This window comes from Isoptericola sp. S6320L, assembly GCF_023015685.1.
Classification (GTDB): Bacteria; Actinomycetota; Actinomycetes; order Actinomycetales; family Cellulomonadaceae; genus Isoptericola; species Isoptericola halotolerans_A.
Genome location: NZ_JALKAT010000028.1, coordinates 1 through 18,448, shown reverse-complemented (window position 1 = coordinate 18,448; position 18,448 = coordinate 1). Strand labels below are relative to the sequence as shown.

General features: G+C 73.8%; 15 protein-coding genes. 9 read left to right on the top strand and 6 right to left on the bottom strand.

What is annotated here, in order from left to right; genetic code table 11:
• Window positions 1-1,962 (bottom strand): dolichyl-phosphate-mannose--protein mannosyltransferase, encoded by a 1,962-nt coding sequence (locus tag MWU57_RS13815; RefSeq protein WP_246909806.1) that lies wholly within the window; start codon window positions 1,960-1,962, stop codon window positions 1-3.
• Between the two features lie 48 nt (window positions 1,963-2,010).
• On the opposite strand from MWU57_RS13815, the gene rsmI reads away from it, so the two are divergent.
• On the top strand, window positions 2,011-2,883 hold the full coding sequence (gene rsmI / locus MWU57_RS13810; RefSeq protein ID WP_106267527.1) for a 16S rRNA (cytidine(1402)-2'-O)-methyltransferase: 873 nt from the start codon (window positions 2,011-2,013) through the stop codon (window positions 2,881-2,883).
• Window positions 2,884-2,925: 42 nt separating this feature from the next.
• Here the strand turns inward: rsmI and MWU57_RS13805 are convergent, their stop codons facing one another.
• The gene (locus MWU57_RS13805) at window positions 2,926-3,516 is read right to left on the bottom strand and encodes an isochorismatase family protein (RefSeq protein WP_246909804.1); all 591 of its coding nucleotides are present in this window, start codon (window positions 3,514-3,516) and stop codon (window positions 2,926-2,928) included.
• 92 nt (window positions 3,517-3,608) lie between these two features.
• Between MWU57_RS13805 and metG the strand changes: the two genes are divergently transcribed.
• The 7 genes from metG (at window position 3,609) to MWU57_RS13770 (ending at window position 12,538) form a co-directional block, all read left to right on the top strand.
• Complete coding sequence (metG, locus tag MWU57_RS13800) at window positions 3,609-5,405, top strand: methionine--tRNA ligase (protein ID WP_246909802.1); 1,797 nt, start codon at window positions 3,609-3,611, stop codon at window positions 5,403-5,405.
• A 2-nt stretch (window positions 5,406-5,407) separates the two neighbouring features.
• Window positions 5,408-6,340: a TatD family hydrolase gene (locus MWU57_RS13795; RefSeq protein WP_246909800.1), complete on the top strand. Its 933-nt coding sequence runs from the start codon at window positions 5,408-5,410 to the stop codon at window positions 6,338-6,340.
• Window positions 6,341-6,382: 42 nt separating this feature from the next.
• Window positions 6,383-7,612: a ubiquitin-like domain-containing protein gene (locus MWU57_RS13790; protein ID WP_243400997.1), complete on the top strand. Its 1,230-nt coding sequence runs from the start codon at window positions 6,383-6,385 to the stop codon at window positions 7,610-7,612.
• 235 nt (window positions 7,613-7,847) lie between these two features.
• Window positions 7,848-9,149, top strand: coding sequence for a resuscitation-promoting factor (locus MWU57_RS13785; protein WP_246909798.1), 1,302 nt, complete (start codon window positions 7,848-7,850; stop codon window positions 9,147-9,149).
• Between the two features lie 233 nt (window positions 9,150-9,382).
• On the top strand, window positions 9,383-10,708 hold the full coding sequence (locus MWU57_RS13780; RefSeq protein WP_246909796.1) for a ubiquitin-like domain-containing protein: 1,326 nt from the start codon (window positions 9,383-9,385) through the stop codon (window positions 10,706-10,708).
• Between the two features lie 28 nt (window positions 10,709-10,736).
• A complete protein-coding gene (gene rsmA / locus MWU57_RS13775) occupies window positions 10,737-11,609 on the top strand; it encodes a 16S rRNA (adenine(1518)-N(6)/adenine(1519)-N(6))-dimethyltransferase RsmA (protein ID WP_246909795.1) in 873 nt (290 codons plus the stop codon).
• The gene (locus tag MWU57_RS13770; protein ID WP_246909793.1) at window positions 11,606-12,538 is read left to right on the top strand and encodes a 4-(cytidine 5'-diphospho)-2-C-methyl-D-erythritol kinase; all 933 of its coding nucleotides are present in this window, start codon (window positions 11,606-11,608) and stop codon (window positions 12,536-12,538) included. Before rsmA ends, MWU57_RS13770 begins: the two co-directional genes overlap by 4 nt.
• A 61-nt stretch (window positions 12,539-12,599) precedes the next feature.
• Here MWU57_RS13770 and MWU57_RS13765 read toward each other — a convergent pair whose 3' ends face one another.
• Window positions 12,600-13,577, bottom strand: coding sequence for an acetylxylan esterase (locus tag MWU57_RS13765; RefSeq protein WP_246909791.1), 978 nt, complete (start codon window positions 13,575-13,577; stop codon window positions 12,600-12,602).
• A gap of 100 nt (window positions 13,578-13,677) precedes the next feature.
• Here MWU57_RS13765 and MWU57_RS13760 point away from each other — a divergent pair, with 100 nt between their 5' ends.
• The gene (locus MWU57_RS13760; RefSeq protein ID WP_181340732.1) at window positions 13,678-15,528 is read left to right on the top strand and encodes an ABC-F family ATP-binding cassette domain-containing protein; all 1,851 of its coding nucleotides are present in this window, start codon (window positions 13,678-13,680) and stop codon (window positions 15,526-15,528) included.
• A 39-nt stretch (window positions 15,529-15,567) separates the two neighbouring features.
• Here MWU57_RS13760 and MWU57_RS13755 read toward each other — a convergent pair whose 3' ends face one another.
• From MWU57_RS13755 to MWU57_RS13745, 3 genes are all read right to left on the bottom strand, one after another.
• Window positions 15,568-16,836: an MFS transporter gene (locus tag MWU57_RS13755; protein WP_246909788.1), complete on the bottom strand. Its 1,269-nt coding sequence runs from the start codon at window positions 16,834-16,836 to the stop codon at window positions 15,568-15,570.
• A complete protein-coding gene (locus MWU57_RS13750; RefSeq protein WP_106267546.1) occupies window positions 16,829-17,332 on the bottom strand; it encodes a MarR family winged helix-turn-helix transcriptional regulator in 504 nt (167 codons plus the stop codon). Before MWU57_RS13750 ends, MWU57_RS13755 begins: the two co-directional genes overlap by 8 nt.
• 137 nt (window positions 17,333-17,469) lie before the next feature.
• Window positions 17,470-18,369 (bottom strand): hypothetical protein, encoded by a 900-nt coding sequence (locus tag MWU57_RS13745; RefSeq protein ID WP_246909785.1) that lies wholly within the window; start codon window positions 18,367-18,369, stop codon window positions 17,470-17,472.
• Window positions 18,370-18,448 lie beyond the last annotated feature (79 nt).

Genomic DNA, 18,448 nt, shown 5'->3' with positions numbered 1-18,448 from the left:
TCAGATCCAGTTCTGGAAGCGGATGATCTCGCGCCAATAGTCGTACGGCACCTGCATCGCGGACCAGAACGGGTAGAACGCCACCGACACCGCCGTGATCGCCAGCAGCACGCCGGCGATCACGGCGACGGTGCCACCGCGTCCGGCCCGGCGCCCGGTGCGCTCCAGGGCCACCACCATCGGGTACAGCAGGGTGAGGATCACCCAGGGCGTGAACACGATCGAGTAGAACGCGAAGATGGTCCGCTCCGTGTACAGGAACCAGGGCAGCCAGCCCGCGACCGTGCCGGACAGGACGGCGATCGCGCGCCAGTCCCGCAGCCAGATGCCGAGCACGATCGTCACGACGATCGCGATCGCCGCGAGGAACCACAGCAGCGGGTTGCCGAGCGCCGTCACGGCCACGGCGCACGCGCCGCCGTCGGGTGGGCAGCCGTTCTCGCCGGCGGCGGAGCGCTCCCAGAAGAACGACGTGGGCCGCCACTGCACGATCCAGCCCAGCGGGTGCGCCGCATAGGCGTGCTCCGAGTCGAGACCCGTGTGGAAGCCGAACACCTGCTGGTGGTAGTGCCAGAAGCTCGCCCACCAGTCCGGCACCCACGAGGCCGTCTGGCCCGGGTTGTCCGCGGCCCAGGTGCGGTCGTAGGCGGGCGTGGGCGAGCTGACGCTGGCGAACCACCTCCACCACGAGGCCACGTACGTGATCAGGGCGACCGGCACGATCTGGACGAAGGCGTAGGGGGCGTCGAGGAGCAGCGACTTTGCGGCCCCGCCGCGCAGGCCCGCGCGGTGCCGTGCGGTCATGTCCCACAGCACGGTCAGCAGTCCGAACACCGCGACGAACCACAGCCCGGACCACTTGACCCCGCAGGCCAGGCCGAGCGAGACACCCGCTGCCAGCCGCCACCACCGCACGCCCAGCCATGCCGGCGGCCACCCGGCGACCGGGCCGCCCGCCGAGGAGATCGCCGCCACCCGGCCGGCCAGCCGCCGTCGGGCCTGCTCCCGGTCGAGGAGCAGGCAACCGAAGGCCACCAGGACCCAGAACATGAGGAACTGGTCGAGCAGCGCGGTGCGCGAGTGCACGATCGCCTGGCCGTCGATCGCCAGCAGGAACCCGGCCGCGAGCCCCATCACGGTGCTGGAGAACAGCCGCCGCGCGATCCGGGCCAGCAACAGCACGGCGAGGATGCCGACGACGGCGCTCGCCAGGCGCCACGCGAACGGGTCGGTCGGTCCGCCCCCGGCCTCCATGCCGAGCCAGATCATCCACTTGCCCACCGGCGGATGGACGACGTACGCGGCCTGGTCGAGGTAGGTGTCGACGTCGCCCGCCTCGAACGCCGGGTTGGGGTCGTCGGGCCACTGCCTCTCGGCACCCTCCGTGCCGAGGGTGTAGGCGTCCTTGACGTAGTAGGTCTCGTCGAACACGAGCGTGCCGGGCCTGCCGAGCTCCCACAGCCGGGTGGCGGCCGCGACCAGCGTCACGAGCACGGCGCCGATCCACCCCCACGCACGGGCCTGCCACGTGGCGCCCAGCGCCAGCCGGCGCTCGCCCAGCAGCCGCACCAGCAGCGTCTGCTCCGTGACGACGGGGCCGTCCGGCGGGGTCGTGGTGCCGTCCTCGGACGGGTCGTCCGTGCCCGACGGCGCCGGCCCGGCCTGGCCGACCGCACCGGCAGCGCTCCCACCCGCCGTGGGGGTCCCGCCGTCCTCGGCGGTCGCTGTCCCGGTCGACGTCCCGGTCGCTGTCGTGGTCTGTGCCCGCTGTGCGCCGTTCCGCCCGACGCTCGGCACGGCGCCGGTGACGGCTCGGATCGCGCCCGTCACGAGGGGGATGCCGCGGGTGTCCGTGCGGTGGCCGTGGATGTCGCGCCGGGAGGGGTACTGGCGGGGCGCGGACGGCGAGTCGATCTCCGGGTTCTCACCGGTGGCGGGAGCGTCGGCATCGGGGGCGGTCACCTCGGCCACTTTAGAGGGTCATGACGTCGGCGTGGGACAGTTGGCCACATGAGTCGTGACGCCGAGGCCGGGTCCGTCGTGCTGGCCGCCACCCCCATCGGCAACGTCGAGGACGCCTCCCCCCGGCTGGTGCGTCTGCTGCAGGAGGCCGACGTCGTGGCCGCGGAGGACACCCGCCGCCTGCACGGGCTGGCCGGCCGGCTCGGGATCAAGGTCGGTGGCCGCGTGGTGTCGTACCACGAGCACAACGAGCGCGACCGGGCCGACGACCTGCTGGACGTGGTCGACGACGGCGGGACCGTCGTCGTCGTCACGGACGCCGGGATGCCGGCCGTCTCCGACCCGGGGTTCCGGCTCGTCGAGCGCGCCGTCGAGCGCGGGCTCGCGGTGACCGCGGCGCCGGGGGCCTCGGCCGTGCTCACGGCGCTCGCGCTGTCCGGGCTGCCGACCGACCGCTTCACGTTCGACGGGTTCGTGCCCCGCAAGGCGGGGGACCGGAGCCGGTTCCTCGGCGCGCTGGCGGCCGAGCCGCGCACCATGGTCTTCTTCGAGGCGCCGCACCGAGTCGTCGAGACGCTGGCCGCGATGGCGGACGCCCTGGGCGCCGACCGGCCCGCCGCCGTCTGCCGGGAGCTGACGAAGACGTTCGAGGAGGTGCTGCGGGGCACCCTCGGCGAGCTCGCGGCGCTCGCGGGCGAGCGTGCCGAGACCGGTGCCGGTCTGCGCGGCGAGATCTGCGTCGTCGTCGGCGGGGCGCCGGCCGCCGAGGCCCCGCGCGTGGAGGACCTGGTGCCCGAGGTCATGGACCGTGTGGCCGCCGGCGAACGGCTCAAGGCCGTGGTGGCCGAGGTCGCGACCGCGGCCGGCGTCCCCAAGCGAGACCTCTACGCCGCCGCCCTCGCCGCCCGCCCGCCGAGGTAGCACCGCTCCCGCCGAGGTAGTGCTACCTCGGCCGAGGTAGCACTACCTCGGCGCGAGCGGGTCGCCGCCGGACGAGGCGAGCTCGACCCCGGCGGCGGCCATCTCCGTGCGGGCCTGTTCGCCGAGCTCCGGCGAGACCGGTGCCGTGAGGTCGGTGAGCACGCGCGTGGCGAACCCGAGGCCCGCCGCGTCCAGCGCCGTGTGCTTGACGCAGTGGGACTCCGCGAGCCCCACGACGTCCACGGCGTCGACGCCGGCCTGGCGCAGCACGTCGGCGAGCCGGCGCCCCTCGTCGTCGGCCCCGTCGAAGCCGGAGTACCCGTGGTCGTACTGACCCTTCTTCATGGCGACGTCGGCGGCCAGGTCGGCGAGCGCCGGGTGCAGCCGGGCGTTCGGCGAGCCCGCGACGCCGTGCACCGGCCACGAGGTGACGAAGTCCGGTCGGTCGCTGAAGTGCTCGCCCGGGTCGACGTGCCAGTCCTGGGTGGTGACGACGAGCCCGTACCGGTCGCGGTGCGTGCCGGCGTACGCGGCGACGTCGGCCGCGACCTGGTTGCCGCCCTCCACACCGAGCTCGCCGCCCTCGCAGAAGGTCGGCTGGACGTCCACGACGATCAGTGCGCGAGTGCTCATGCTTCCCACTGTGCCACCACCGCCGGGATCGGGGCAGGCCGCACCCTGGACGCCCGGGCCGGCCTCCGGCGTCGACCATTAGGATTCGGGGCATGACCCACATCCTCTCGGCCGTGGCATGGCCCTATGCCAACGGCCCGCGGCACATCGGCCACGTCGCCGGCTTCGGCGTTCCCTCCGACGTCTTCAGCCGGCACATGCGGATGGCGGGTCACGACGTCCTGATGGTGTCCGGCACCGACGAGCACGGCACGCCGATCCTCGTCCAGGCCGAGTCCGAGGGCGTGACCCCCCAGGAGCTCGCGGACCGCTACAACCGCGTCATCGTCGAGGATCTGACGTCCCTCGGCCTGTCCTACGACCTGTTCACGCGCACCACGACGCGCAACCACTACGCCGTCGTGCAGGAGATGTTCCGCACGGTGCACAAGAACGGCTACATGGTCGAGAAGTCGACCATGGGCGCCATCTCCCCGTCCACGGGCCGCACGCTGCCGGACCGCTTCATCGAGGGCACCTGCCCGATCTGCGGCTACGACGGCGCGCGCGGCGACCAGTGCGACAACTGCGGCAACCAGCTCGACCCGATCGACCTGAAGAACCCGCGCAGCCGGATCAACGGCGAGACGCCGAAGTTCGTCGAGTCGAACCACTTCTTCCTCGACCTGCCGGCGCTCGTCGACGCGCTGTCGTCGTGGCTCGAGACCCGCAACGGGTGGCGGCCCAACGTGCTGAACTTCAGCCGCAACCTGCTCGACGACGTCCGCCCGCGCGCCATGACGCGCGACATCGACTGGGGCATCCCTGTGCCGCTGGAGGGCTGGGAGGACAACCCCGCCAAGCGGCTCTACGTGTGGTTCGACGCCGTCATCGGCTACCTGTCCAGCTCGATCGAGTGGTCCCGCCGCCAGGGCACGCCCGAGGCGTGGCGCGAGTGGTGGACCGACCCCGACGCCCGCTCGTACTACTTCATGGGCAAGGACAACATCACCTTCCACTCCCAGATCTGGCCGGCCGAGCTGCTGGCGTACGACGGCGGGGGGTCGCGCGGCGGCGCACCGGGCCAGTTCGGCTCGCTCCAGCTGCCCACGGAGGTGGTCTCCAGCGAGTTCCTCAACGTCGAGGGTCAGAAGTTCTCGTCGTCGCGCGGCGTGGTCATCTACGTGCGCGACATGCTCGCGCGCTACCAGCCCGACGCGTTCCGCTACTACGTGGCCGCCGCAGGCCCGGAGAACCAGGACGTGGACTTCACGTGGGACGGGTTCCTGCGCCGCACCAACGACGAGCTCGTCGCGGGCTGGGGCAACCTGGTCAACCGCACGGCGAGCATGGTGCACAAGAACTTCGGCGAGATCCCGGCCGCCGGCGAGCTGACCGACACCGACCGGGACGTCCTGGCCTCCACGCGCAAGGCGTTCGGCGACATCGGCTCGCTCATCGCGGCCAACCGGCAGCGGGCCGCGATCGCGGAGGCGATGCGCGTCGTCGGCGACGTCAACCGCTACGTCTCCGAGACGCAGCCGTGGAAGCTCAAGACCGACCCGGACCGTCTCGCCACCGTGCTGCACACGACGACGCAGGCCGTCAGCGACTGCAACACGCTGCTCGCCCCGTTCCTGCCGCACTCGGCCCAGTCGGTGCACGAGGTGCTGGGCGGCACGGGGCAGTTCGCCCCGCAGCCGCGCATCGAGGAGGTCACCGACCTCGACGACGACTCGCGGCACTACCCGGTCATCACCGGCGACCACGACGGCGGCTACCGGTTCCCCGCGTGGAAGTCGAGGCCCGTGGCCCCGGGGACGCCGATCGCGAAGCCGTCGCCGGTGTTCACCAAGCTCGACGACTCGATCGTCGAGGAGGAGCTCGAGCGGCTGCGCGAGAAGGCCTGAGCGTGGGCCGCAAGCGTGAGCGCGGGTTCCCGCGCGACCCGGAACCGCTGCCCGTCCCCGTCGTCGACAACCACACGCACCTGGACGCGATCGCGGACGTCCTGCCCGAGCGTGCCGGCGGCGACGGCGAGCCGGCCCCGACCGTGGCCGACCACGTGCGCCGGGCCGCCGCCGTCGGCGTCGACCGGATGGTGCAGGTGGGTAGCGACCTGCCGTCCGTCGGGTGGACCGACGCGCTCCTGCGGGGCGCCGACGCGGCGGCGCTCCTGGGCGCGGTCGCGATCCACCCGAACGAGGCGGTGCTGCACGCGGGCGTCCGCGAGGTGGGCCCGGACGGTCTCGAGCCGCACCCCGAGGCCCACCACGACGTCCCGCTCGACGACGCGATCGCCCGGGTCGCGCAGGTCGCCCGCGAGAACCCGCGCGTGCGGGCGGTGGGGGAGACGGGCATGGACCTGTTCCGCACCGGCCCGCAGGGCGAGCGGGCCCAGCGGGAGTCGTTCCGCGCCCACATCGCCCTCGCCAAAGAGCTCGGCCTGGCGCTGCAGATCCACGACCGCGACGCCCACGCCCCGGTGATCGAGGTCCTGCTCGCGGACGGCGCGCCCGAGCGGACGGTGTTCCACTGCTTCAGCGGCGACGCGGAGATGGCGGAGCTCGCCGCGGAGCACGGGTGGTACCTGTCCTTCGCCGGGCCGGTGACGTACCCGAAGAACGCGCACCTGCGCGAGGCGTTGCGGACGGTGCCGCTCGAGCTCGTCCTCGTCGAAACCGACGCCCCCTACCTGCCGCCGCACCCGTTCCGCGGGCAGCCGAACGCGCCGTACGTCGCCGCGCACACCGTGCGCGCGATGGCGGAGGTGCTCGAACGACCGCTCGACGAGGTGTGCCGAGCGATCTCGGACAACAGCGGCCGGGTCTACGGGTCGTGGTGACCCCTGTCGCTTCTGCCCCGGTTCGACTACGGTCTGGTGACCGTGGCGACACCTGAGGCGGGACGACGGCTGGACAGCACCCGGCGGCGTCGTCCCTCGGAACGGTACGTCGGTCGCCGTGGCCCCTTGCCCGGGATCGCCCGTGGTGCCCTGCAGGTCCTGGTGGTCGCCGCGGTGGCGCTCGGCGCGACGGGTGTGGTCGCGGCGCACAGCACGATCACCGTCGACGTCGACGGGCGCGTGCAGACCCTCGACGGCTACGGGAGCACCGTCGGTGAGGTGCTCGCGTTCCACGGCATCCGGCCCGGTCCGGACGACCTCGTGCAGCCGGTGGCCTCCGCGCCCGCACCGCGGGACGGCGAGGTCGTGGTGCGGACGAGCAAGGAGGTCACGCTCGAGGTCGACGGCGAGACCACGAGCTTCCGGACGACGGCGCACACGGTGGGCGAGCTCCTCGCCGCCCTCGGGCCGCGGGGCGACGGGGCCGTGACGACGGCGTCCCGCAGCGACCCGCTGGGCCGCGGCCCGGTGCGGGTCTCCACCCGCAAGACCGTCTACGTGTCCGTCGACGGCTCCGTGCTGCCGTTGCGGACCACGCAGGCGACCGTCCGCGACGTGCTCGCCGAGGTCGAGATCTCCCTGGGCGACGAGGACCGGACGTCGGTGCCGTTGGGTGCCGCCGCCGTCGACGGCATGGTCGTGGTGGTCAACCGCGGCGAGACGGCCTCCGACATCGTCACGGAGGTCATCCCGTTCGAGACGGAGCGCATCGAGTCCGACGAGCTGCCGAAGGGCCACGAGACGGTGCGCACGCGGGGTGTCCCGGGCGAGCGGGTGACGACGTACCAGGTGCACACGCTCGACGGTGCGGAGGTGGAGCGCACGGTCGTCGACCGGTCGGTCACCGTCGAGCCCGTCGACGAGGTCGTCGTGGTGGGCACGCTGGACGTGTCGCAGGTGCAGGCCGACCCGGGCTCGGCGAGGGCGCTGGGCCGGGCGCTGGCGGCCGAGCGCGGCTGGGGCGACGACCAGTTCGTCTGCCTCGACAAGCTGTGGACCAAGGAGTCCAACTGGCGCTGGAACGCCGAGAACGCCTCGAGCGGGGCGTACGGCATCCCGCAGTCCCTGCCGGGGTCGAAGATGGCCACGGCCGGCTCCGACTGGCGCACCAACCCGGCGACCCAGATCACGTGGGGGCTGGGCTACATCGCGGGGCGGTACGGCACCCCGTGCAGCGCCTGGAACCACTCCATGTCGGTCGGCTGGTACTGAGCGCACGCGGGGCGCGGCGGGCGCCGTGGCCCCGGTCAACCGTGTGACGTCGGTCGCGAGAGGCGGGTCAATTTTCCGGCATACCGTGTCGTAGCCGGGCATACATACCACAAGTGGTCTTGGTTGAAGATCACGATGCGGTTACGGTCTTCGGAGCCACCGGATCGACGTCCGGCCCGACCGCCAGTCGGTGACCTCTCGTCGTGCCCGGACCTGCCGACGTCTGGAACACCTCGTGAACGCTTGGTCCGACGACTCCGTCACGCCGCCCGACGCAACCGCCCCCGAGTCGACCACCGGGGCGGCCGCTGCCGCGACGGCGCTGCGCCGTCGCCGCTGGCCCCTGATCACCATGGTGGTCGCGCTGAGCCTCGTGGTCGCCGGCGGCGTGAGCGTCGCCGTCGTCGAGCAGCTCCGCAAGGACGTCACCCTCGACGTCGACGGCGAGCTCGTCGCGGTCACCACCTATGCCGGGACCGTGGACGACGTCCTGGCCGAGGAGGGCGTCCGCGTGGGCGCCAACGACGAGGTCACGCCCGCCGCCGGTGACGAGCTCCGCGACGGGGCCGTCGTCGAGGTGCGCTACGGCCGCGAGCTGACCGTCGAGGCCGACGGCGAGGAGCAGGACGTCTGGGTCGCCGCGCTCGACGCCGACGAGGCGCTGGCGGAGCTCGCCACGCGTGACGAGCAGGTCCGCCTCCTGCCCTCCCGGTCCGCCGACCGCGCCACGCTGCCCATCCGGCTCGACGCCGAGCAGCCCGTCGCGCTCGTCGTGGGCGGCGAGGAGACCGTGGTCGACGACGGCGCCACGACGCTCTCGGAGCTGTTCGAGGCGGAGTCGGTCGAGATCGACGCCGACGACCGCGTCCACGTGGACCGCATCGAGGCCGCCGAGGCCGGTGACCCGACGGTGCGCGTCGTCGTGCAGGTGGTCGACGTCAAGAAGGTCACCCAGACCAAGAAGATCGCCCACGACACGGTCACCAGGACGGACCCCGACCGCTACCGCGACCAGGGCTCGACCGTCTCCCGGGAGGGCAAGGACGGCGAGCGGACCATCGTCAAGCGCGTGACGCGCGTCGACGGTGAGGTCGAGTCGCGGGAGAAGGTGTCCAACAAGGTCACCACGAAGCCGGTCGACGAGATCGTCGTCACCGGCACCAAGGAGCGGCCGGAGCCGGAGCCCGAGCCGCAGCCCGCGGACTCCGGGTCCAGCAGCTCGTCGTCCAGCAGCTCGTCGTCCGGCAGCTCGTCGTCCGGCTCCAGCGGGTCGACCAGCTCGTCCGGCGGCAGCGCCCCGGCCGGCGTCTGGGCGCAGCTCGCCCAGTGCGAGTCCGGCGGCAACCCGTCGACCAACACCGGCAACGGCTACTACGGGCTGTACCAGTTCTCGCTGCCGACCTGGCAGGCCGTGGGCGGCTCCGGGCTCCCCTCGGACGCCTCGGCCGCCGAGCAGACGAAGCGGGCGCAGATCCTCCAGCAGCGCTCCGGGTGGGGCCAGTGGCCCCACTGCGCCAGCAAGCTCGGGCTGCTCTGACCCACGGAAGGCCGCCGGGGAGCGTTCCCGGCGGCCTTCGGTGTGCCCCGCCCGTGAAGCCCTGTGAAGGGCTGTGAAGACGTGGTGCCGGTGCCGTCAGGTGTGACCCACGCCCTCTTGCCCCCGATCACGAATCCGTTACGGTCGGCTGTCGTTCGCGCACCGCGAGGCGTTCCTGCCCGGCAGACGCCGCCTTCCCGAGAGCCGACCCCCCACACCACCCCAGGAGATCCATGACCTCCGCACCGGAGAACACCGAGCCTCGGCCCACCACCGCCGAGACCCGCGCCGTCCGCACGCACCGCTCCCGGCGCCGTCGGGCGCTGATCGCCGGCGCCACCGCCGGCACCCTCGTCCTCGGCGTCGGCTCGGCCGTCGCCGTGTCGCAGGCCCACAAGACCGTCACCCTCGACGTCGACGGCGAGACCCGCACCGTCGGGACCTTCGCCGGTGACGTCGACGGGCTGCTGGCCGCCGAGGGCGTCACCGTCGGCGACCGTGACCTCGTGGCCCCGGCGGCCGACAGCCCGCTGTCCAGCGACGCCGAGGTGGTCGTGCGGACCGGCAAGGAGGTCGACGTCGCGATCGACGGCCGGGAGAGCACCGCCTGGGTCACCGCGGCGGACGCCCACGAGGCGCTCAACCTGCTGGCCCAGCGCGGTGAGGACGTCGCGCTCGTCGCGTCCCGCTCCGAGGACCGCGCCGACCTCCCCCTGCAGGTGCACGACGGCGACCAGGTCGCCGTGGTGCACGACGAGACCGTGGACGTCGCCGACGGCTCCGACGAGCTCGACGCCGTCCTCGCCGACGTCGAGGTCGAGGTCGACGAGGACGACATGGTCACGCTGTCCACCGCCGCCGACGCGGGGGTCCGGGCCGACGACCTGCCCGAGGGCACGGACGTGCCGCAGGTCGCCGTCGTCGTGCAGCGCGTCGAGGTCGAGCAGGTCACGAAGGTCAAGGAGATCGACTTCGAGACGAAGACGAAGAAGAGCTCCCAGCGCTTCGAGGACCTCGACCCGAAGGTCCGCACGAAGGGCGAGCCCGGCTCGCGCACCGTCGTCCGGGAGATCACCACGATCGACGGCAAGACGGTCTCGGACGAGAAGGTCACCTCCCTGGTGACCGCCGAGCCGGTGACCGAGGTGCTCGTGCAGGGCACCAAGGAGCGGCCCGAGCCCGATCCGGAGCCGGCGACCTCGTCCGGGTCGTCGTCCGGTTCCTCGTCCGGCGTCGCCGCCTCGACCGGCGGCTACTCGGGCTCCAACCGCGAGATCGGCCAGCAGATGGCCGCGGCCCGCGGCTGGACCGGTGGCGAGTGGACGTGCCTGGAGAGCCTGTGGACCAAGGAGTCCGGCTGGTCGCACACGGCCGCCAACCCCTCCTCGGGGGCCTACGGCATCCCGCAGTCGCTGCCCGGCAGCAAGATGGCCACCGCCGGTGCCGACTGGCAGACCAACCCGGCCACCCAGATCTCGTGGGGCCTGGACTACATCGCCGGCCGCTACGGCTCCCCGTGCGGTGCCTGGGGCCACTCGCAGGCCAACAACTGGTACTGAGCCGCCCCGACGGGCGATACTCAGCCCCATGACTGACACCCCTGGCGCCCTGCTCGGCCCTGCGGAGATCCGCGAGCTGGCAGGGCGCCTCGGCGTCCGGCCCACCAAGACGCTCGGGCAGAACTTCGTGCACGACGGCGGCACCGTCCGCAAGATCGTCCGTGCGGCCGGGGTGCAGCCCGGCGACCGGGTCGTGGAGATCGGTCCCGGCCTGGGGTCGCTGACCCTCGGGCTGCTCGAGGCCGGCGCGTCGGTGGTCGCCGTCGAGATCGACCCGGTCCTGGCCGGTCAGGTCGCCCAGACCGTGCAGCGTCACCTGCCCGGCGCCGACCTCGAGGTGGTGACCGCCGACGCGCTGGACGTCACCGCGCTGCCCGGTGAACCGCCGTCGGCCCTCGTGGCGAACCTGCCGTACAACGTGGCCGTCCCCGTGCTGCTGACGTTCCTCCAACGGTTCGACTCGCTGCGCTCGGTGCTCGTCATGGTGCAGGCCGAGGTGGCCGACCGCCTGGCGGCGCCCCCCGGGTCCAGGACGTACGGCGTACCGTCGGCGAAGGCCGCCTGGTACGGGTCCGCACGCCGGTCGCTGACCATCGGGCGCAACGTGTTCTGGCCCGTGCCCAACGTGGACTCGGCGCTGGTCGCGTTCGAGCGGCACGACCCGCCGTCGACCACCGCGACGCGCGAGCAGGTGTTCCGCGTGGTCGACGCCGCGTTCGCCCAGCGCCGCAAGACCCTGCGGGCCGCGCTCTCCGGGCTGTTCGGTTCCGGGCCCGCCGCCGAGGAGGCGCTGCGGGCCGCCGGCGTCGACCCGACGCTGCGCGGGGAGCGGCTGGCGATCGGCGACTTCGCCCGCATCGCCGAGCGCCTGGACGCCGGTGCTGGCACGGTGGACGCGTGAGCCACCTCGCTGCCGCCCCCGCGCCCTCCGTCCGTGTGCGTGCCCCGGGGAAGATCAACCTGACGCTGCGCGTCGGGCCGGTCGCCGACGACGGCTACCACCCGCTCGTGACCGTCTTCCAGGCGGTCGCGCTGCACGAGGAGATCACCGCCACCGAGGTCCCGGAGGGTGCGGGCATCTCGCTCACGGTCGAGGGCCCGCAGGCCGACCGCGTCCCGCTGGACTCCAGCAACCTCGCCTGGCAGGCGGTCGAGGCGATCGCCCGGCACGTCGGGCTCGACCCCAGCGTCGCGCTGCACATCGCCAAGGGCGTGCCGGTGGCCGGCGGGATGGCCGGCGGCTCCGCGGACGCGGCGGCGACGCTGCTGGCCTGCGACGCGCTGTGGGGCACCGCCCTGCCGCGCGAGGAGCTCGCCGGGCTGGCCGCGACCCTCGGCTCCGACGTGCCGTTCGCGCTGCTCGGGCACACCGCCGTCGGGACGGGCCGGGGCCACCTGCTCACGCCGGCGATGACCCGCGGGGAGTTCCACTGGGCGTTCGCCACGCGCGACGACGGCCTCTCCACCCCGGCGGTGTACCGGCGGTTCGACGAGCTCACCGGTCCCACCGCGCCCTCCGTCGACGACGCCGACGACAACGGGCTGATGCAGGCGCTGCGCGCCGGCGACCCGACGGCGCTCGGCGAGGCCTTGCAGAACGACCTCGAGGCCGCGGCGCTCGACCTGCGTCCCGAGCTCGCCCGCACCCTGCAGATCGCGCGCGACGGCGGCGCGCTCGGGGTGATGGTCTCCGGCTCCGGGCCGACGGTCGCGGCGCTCGCCCGCTCACGCCAGCACGCGCTGGCGCTGGCCGCGACGTGGACCGCCGAGGACGCCGCCGACGCGGTGTGGTGCACGACGGCGCCCGCGCCCGGCGCGCGGGTCCTCTGACCCCGCCGAGGTAGTGCCGACTTGGCCGAGGTAGTGCCGACTTGGCCGAGGTAGTGCCGGCTCAGGCCTGGCCGAGGTGCTTGCGCAGGAACGCCAGCGTCGGAGCGAACCGGTAGTGCTGACCACCCTCGTGGCGGTTGTACGGGTACACGTCGATGCTCTTGTCCGATCCGCCCCAGGCGTTGTACGACGCGTACACCGTGGACGGCGGGCAGATGTCGTCCCGGAGCGCCACCGAGTACAGTCCGGCGGCCCGGGCGCGGCGGGCGAACGACACCCCGTCCAGGTAGGACAGGGTGCGCCAGACGGCGTCCTCGTGCTCCCGGTGGACGGACAGGTACTGCGTGATCTCGGCGTACGGATGGGCGTCGGTGATCTGTACAGCGCGCCGGAAGTGGCTGAGGAACGGCACGTTCGTGGCCGCGGCGACGACGTCGGGCAGCAGGCCGGCGACGGCGGTCGCGATCCCGCCGCCCTGGCTCGTGCCGGCGACCGCGACGCGCGCCGGGTCGATCCCGTCGAGGTGCCGGACGGCGTCGACGGCGCGCACGCCATCGGTGAAGACCCGGCGGTAGTAGTGCTCGGCGGGGTCCAGGATGCCGCGCGTCAGGTAGCCGGGCGAGGCCGGGGCGTGGCCCACGGGGTCGGGGGTGTCCCCGCCGGAACCCCAGCCGGAGCCCTGGCCCCGCGTGTCCATGATCAGGTGCGCGTACCCGGCGGCGGCCAGCCCGAGCTGCTCGTGCGGCAGACCCCGGCCTCCGCCGTACCCGACGAACTCCACGACCGCCGGCAGCGGCCCGTCGGCACGGGCCGGGCGGACCAGCCACGCCTTGACCGGGTGCCCGCCGAACCCGGGGAACGTGACGTCGTCGACCGTGACCTCCGTGAGCCCGGAGTCGACCCGCTCGACGCGCACGCCGTCCCCATGCCCGCGGGCCTCGGCGACGGTGCCGGCCCAGAACTCGTCGAAGTCGGCGGGCTCGTCGAGCGTGGGCTCGTACTGCTCGAGCTCGGCCAGGGGGAGGTCGAACTGGGCCATGCGGGTTCTCCTTCGGACGGGTGCGGACGGCGGCGTCGGGACGAGGTTAGCCCGCTCACAGGGCGCCGGGCGGTCCGCGTCCGGCCACTACGCTGTTGCGGTGGCTCATCTCCTCGGTGCGGACGGCATCTCCCTGACCATCGGCACCCGCACCCTGCTCGACGGCGTCTCGCTCGGGCTGGACGACGGCGACCGCATCGGCGTCGTCGGCCCCAACGGCGCCGGCAAGTCCACGCTCCTGCGCCTCCTCGCCGGGACCGCGACGCCCGACGGCGGACGGGTCACCCGCGTGGGGGGCTCCCGGCTCGGCATGCTGGACCAGCGCGACGACGCGCGGCCCGGGGCCACGGTGCTGGACCTGGTGCACGGCGACGACGCCACCCACGAGTGGGCGTCCGACGCCCGCATCCGCGCCGTGCACGCCGGCCTGCTGGCCGACCTGGACCTCGACCAGCCGGTGTCGACCCTCTCCGGCGGGCAACGCCGTCGGGCGGCGCTGGCGGCGCTGCTGGTGACTGACCCGGACGTGATGCTGCTCGACGAGCCCACCAACCACCTCGACGTCGAGGGCGTGGCCTGGTTGGCCGAGCACCTGCGCGACCGGTACGGGACGGCCGGGCGCTCCGGTGGTCAAGGAGCCCTCGTGGTCGTCACCCACGACCGCTGGTTCCTGGACGCCGTCTGCTCGCGGATGTGGGAGGTGCGCGGCGACGGGACCGGCGCCGTCGACGGCTACGAGGGCGGGTACGCCGCCTACATCCTGGCTCGCGCGGAGCGGTCCCGGCAGGCGGCGGCCGCCGCGGAGAAGCGCAACAACCTGCTGCGCAAGGAGCTCGCGTGGCTCAAGCGCGGCGCGCCCGCCCGGACCTCCAAGCCCAAGTTCCGGCTCGACGCGGCCGCCGCGCTCATCGACGACGAGCCGCCGCCGCGCGACACGCTCGAGCTCACCCAGATGGCGACCAAGCGGCTCGGCAAGGACGTGCTCGACCTCGAGGACGTCACCGTCACGGTCCCGCAGCCCGACGGCGGCCGGCGCACGCTGCTCGACGACGTCACGTGGCGGCTCGGCCCCGGCGACCGCTACGGGCTGGTCGGCGTCAACGGCGCCGGCAAGACGACGGTGCTCGCCCTGCTGGCAGGCCGGCGGGAGGCCGACGGCGGACGCGTGCGCCGCGGCAAGACGGTCGAGGTCGCCGAGCTCACCCAGGAGGTGACGGAGCTCGACGAGGTCGGCCACCTCACCGCCGTGCAGGTGGTCGACGCCGAGAAGCGCACCGTCGTCGTCGACGGCAAGGAGATGACGGCCGGGCAGCTCACCGAGCGGCTCGGGTTCACCCGCGAGCGGGCGCACACGCCGGTGCGCGACCTGTCCGGCGGGGAACGCCGTCGGCTGCAGCTCCTGCGGCTGCTGGTCTCCGAACCCAACGTGCTGCTGCTGGACGAGCCCACCAACGACCTGGACACGGACACCCTCGCCGCGGTGGAGGACCTGCTCGACGGCTGGCCGGGCACGCTCATCGTGGTCTCGCACGACCGGTACCTGCTGGAGCGGGTGTGCGACCGGCAGTGGGCCCTGCTGGGCGACGGGACGCTGCGGGACCTGCCCGGGGGAGTGGAGCAGTACCTGGAGCTGCGCCGTGCTGCGGCGGCGGCGCCGTCGGCGTCCGGCCTGCCCCGTGGTGGCGAGGCCGTCCGGTCGTCGGGGGCGAGCGGGACGGCCGAGCCCAAGGCGTCGCCCGCTGAGCAGAGGGCAGCGAAGAAGACCGTGCAGCGGCTGGAGAAGCGCCTGACCCGGCTGGCGGAGGAGGAGGCGCGGCTGCACGAGACGATGGCTGCCGACCCGACCGACTTCGAGGCCACGGCGAAGCTCGACGCCCGGCTGCGGGAGCTGCTGGCCGAGAAGGACGAGGTCGAGATGGAGTGGCTGGAGGCCGCCGAGCTCGCCGAGTAGCCCCGGTCGTTGTGGGTGCACGACACGCCGTTGAGCCGATCAATCCGGCGGCGTGTCGCGCACCCACAGCGAGGAGGGGGGTGGGGGTGGCGGCGTGCGCGGCCGCGCCGACGCGACCCAGAGCGTCACCGCCATGATCGCCAGCAACACCGCCACCACGAGCAGCGGCGCCGTCCAGCCACCGGTCGCCTCGTGCACCGCGCCGAGCACGGTCGGGGCCGTCGCCGCGCACGCGTAGCCGGCGGTCTGCACGACGGCGGAGGCTCGCCGGGCGGTCGCCACGGACGGCGAGCGCTGGGCGATCAGCGTGAAGATCACCGTGAAGTTGCCGCCCTGCGCGGCGCCTGCGAGGCACACCCAGAGCCACCAGGCGCCCGGTGCGACCAGGAGCCCGACGGGCAGCGAGAGCCACATGACCGAGAGCCCGGTGGCCACCGTCCGCGCGGAAAGCCTCCCGGCCATGCCGATCGGCACGAGGAACGCTCCCGCCACGGCCGCGAGCTGGAAGGGCGCCGCGGCCCCGCCGGCAGCCGCGGCGTCGATCCCGAGCCGGTCGGCGAGGATCGCCGGCAGCCACGCCGTCATCGCGTAGTACCCGGACGCCTGCCCGGCGAACGCGAACGCCAGCAGCACCACGAGCCGCCGTTGTGCACCGAGCGCACCGGCCGTCGGCGCAGCGGTGGCCGACGGCGGTGCCCCGGCGTGGCGGGCGGCGAGCGCCCGACCCGTGGGGACCCACACGGCCAGTGCTGCCACGGCGAGGAGCCCCCACCCGGCCAGCGCCCACTGCCACCCGAAGGCGACCGCCAGGGGGACGGTGAGCAGGGTGGTGAAGGTCGAGCCGACGTTCATCGTGGCGGTGTAGGCGCCGGTGACGGCGGCTGCGCGCCGCTGGAAGTCGCGGGCGATGACCACCGGTACGGCGACGTTCCCGAGCGTGATGCCGAGTCCGAGCACGGCGGTTCCGGCGAGCGCGGTGGGGACGGATCCGGTGGACCGCAGCAGCGTCCCGCCCAGCACGCCGAGCAGGGCGAGCAGGATGGTCCGCTCGGGACCGAGCCGACCGACCAGTACCGCCGCCGTCGGGGTGAACAGGGCGAAGCAGAGCACCGGGACGGACGTCAGGAGCCCGGCGCCGGCGGAGGACAGGCCGAGCCCGGCGGCCACCTGGTCGACCACGGGAGGCAGGGACGTGATCGGGGCGCGCAGGTTGAGCGCCACGAGGAGGAGCGCGCCGAGCGCGCCCCAGCCGGCGCTGGTGGTGAGGACGTTGCCGGGGCGGGTGCCGCCGTCGGAGGCGCTACGCATCGAACTGCGCACCGAGGGTGCGCAGCAGGTCGGCGAGGCGGGGTCGCTCCGTGGCGGGCAGGGCGTCCAGCACGCGGGTCTCGACGTCGAGCAGGTCGCTCATCGCGGCGTCGACGCGGCTGCGACCGGAGGCGGTGAGCTGGACGAGCACGCCGCGGCGGTCGTCGGGCGAGCGGTGCCGCTCGACGAGCCCGCGGCGCTCGAGGCGGTCGATCCGGTTGGTCATGGTGCCGCTGGTCACGAGGGTCTGCGCGACCAGGGTGCCCGGGGAGAGGCGATAGGGGTCGCCGGCGCGACGCAACGCGGACAGCACGTCGAACTCCCAGGTGTCGAGCTCGTGCCGGGCGAACGCGCCGCGCCGCGCGCGGTCGAGGTGGCGGGCCAGCCGGCTGATCCGGGAGAAGACGCTGAGCGGCTCGACGTCCAGGTCGGGTCGCTCGCGCTGCCAGGCCGCGACGATGCGGTCGACCTCGTCCCCGGTGCGCGTGCTGTCCATGCGACGAGACTATCGCGGGTCTCTCGACATCAAGACTCTTGACGCGCACCCCCGACCGCTGTGGGTGCACGACGCGCCGTCTCGCAGTGCTGGCCAGCGGCGTGTCGGGCACCCACAGCGGGGAGGGGGGGCGGGTGTCAGCGGGCGCGGAGGGCGGCACGGACGCGCGCGACGACGGGTCGCAGGTCGCGCAGGTCGTCGCCGACGACGACGATCACGACCCAGCCGAGCTCCTCGAGACGCCGCCGGGCGCGGACGTCCTCGCGCCACTGTGCGCGGTCGGTGCGGTGCTGGTCACCGTCGTACTCGATGGCGACGCGCTCGGCGGGGTAGACCAGGTCGACGCGCTTGACGTACCGGCCGTCGAGGTCCGTGACGACCTCGTTCACCTGCGGGCACGGCAGCCCGCCGGCGACCAGGCCCAACCGTGTCACGGTCTCCGGGCCGGAATCGGTACCCGCCCGCAGGCGGGGGATCTGCTCGCGTACCTGGGCGATGCCCTTGACCTTGCGCGTGCGCTCGGCCAGGTCGGCCAGCCTCGCGACGGTGGTGAGCGGGCGCTGGCGGCGCATCATCGCGTCGCCGAGGACGACGACGTCGTCGGGGCGGCGCAGCCCGACACCGACGTGCACGAACGTCTGCGCCGCCGTCGTGACGAGCAGGCCGTCGTGCTCGACGACCTCCAGGAACGACTGCCGGGAGCGGTGCGCGACCACGCCGTCGTACCGCGGGCGTTCCTGCTGCCGGGCGGTGACCACGTGGAGGGTGTCGTCGTGCTCCAGCGTCCAGGGGCGTTCGACGCCGAGCAGGTCGAGCGCCGTCGTGTGCGAGAAGGCGACGTCGGGACCGAGGCGTTCGGCGAGCGCGCGGCAGGTGTCGGCCAGGCTCTCCGGCGCCACCGCGGAGCGGACCCCGCGGAACGGGGTCGCCAGCTCGGACGAGCGGAGGCGGTGGCGCGGGACGCCGCGACGGACGGCGTCGGACACCCGGAACGGCCGGTCGAGAGGGATGCGCGGGTCGAGCGGTGGGGGAGGCATGGGCACACGGTGCCCGTGCGCCCGGCGCCGCGGGAGGCCGATCCCGCATCTGTGGACAACCCCGTGACCCCCGGCGTTG

What these genes read in the sequence shown, in the direction of transcription:
- rsmA (WP_246909795.1), top strand. Translation starts at nt 10,737, where the DNA reads ATGACTGACACCCCTGGCGCCCTGCTCGGCCCTGCGGAGATCCGCGAG.
- MWU57_RS13755 (WP_246909788.1), bottom strand. Translation starts at nt 16,836, where the DNA reads ATGCGTAGCGCCTCCGACGGCGGCACCCGCCCCGGCAACGTCCTCACC.
- MWU57_RS13750 (WP_106267546.1), bottom strand. Translation starts at nt 17,332, where the DNA reads ATGGACAGCACGCGCACCGGGGACGAGGTCGACCGCATCGTCGCGGCC.
- MWU57_RS13765 (WP_246909791.1), bottom strand. Translation starts at nt 13,577, where the DNA reads ATGGCCCAGTTCGACCTCCCCCTGGCCGAGCTCGAGCAGTACGAGCCC.
- MWU57_RS13780 (WP_246909796.1), top strand. Translation starts at nt 9,383, where the DNA reads ATGACCTCCGCACCGGAGAACACCGAGCCTCGGCCCACCACCGCCGAG.
- MWU57_RS13805 (WP_246909804.1), bottom strand. Translation starts at nt 3,516, where the DNA reads ATGAGCACTCGCGCACTGATCGTCGTGGACGTCCAGCCGACCTTCTGC.
- metG (WP_246909802.1), top strand. Translation starts at nt 3,609, where the DNA reads ATGACCCACATCCTCTCGGCCGTGGCATGGCCCTATGCCAACGGCCCG.
- MWU57_RS13745 (WP_246909785.1), bottom strand. Translation starts at nt 18,369, where the DNA reads ATGCCTCCCCCACCGCTCGACCCGCGCATCCCTCTCGACCGGCCGTTC.
- rsmI (WP_106267527.1), top strand. Translation starts at nt 2,011, where the DNA reads ATGAGTCGTGACGCCGAGGCCGGGTCCGTCGTGCTGGCCGCCACCCCC.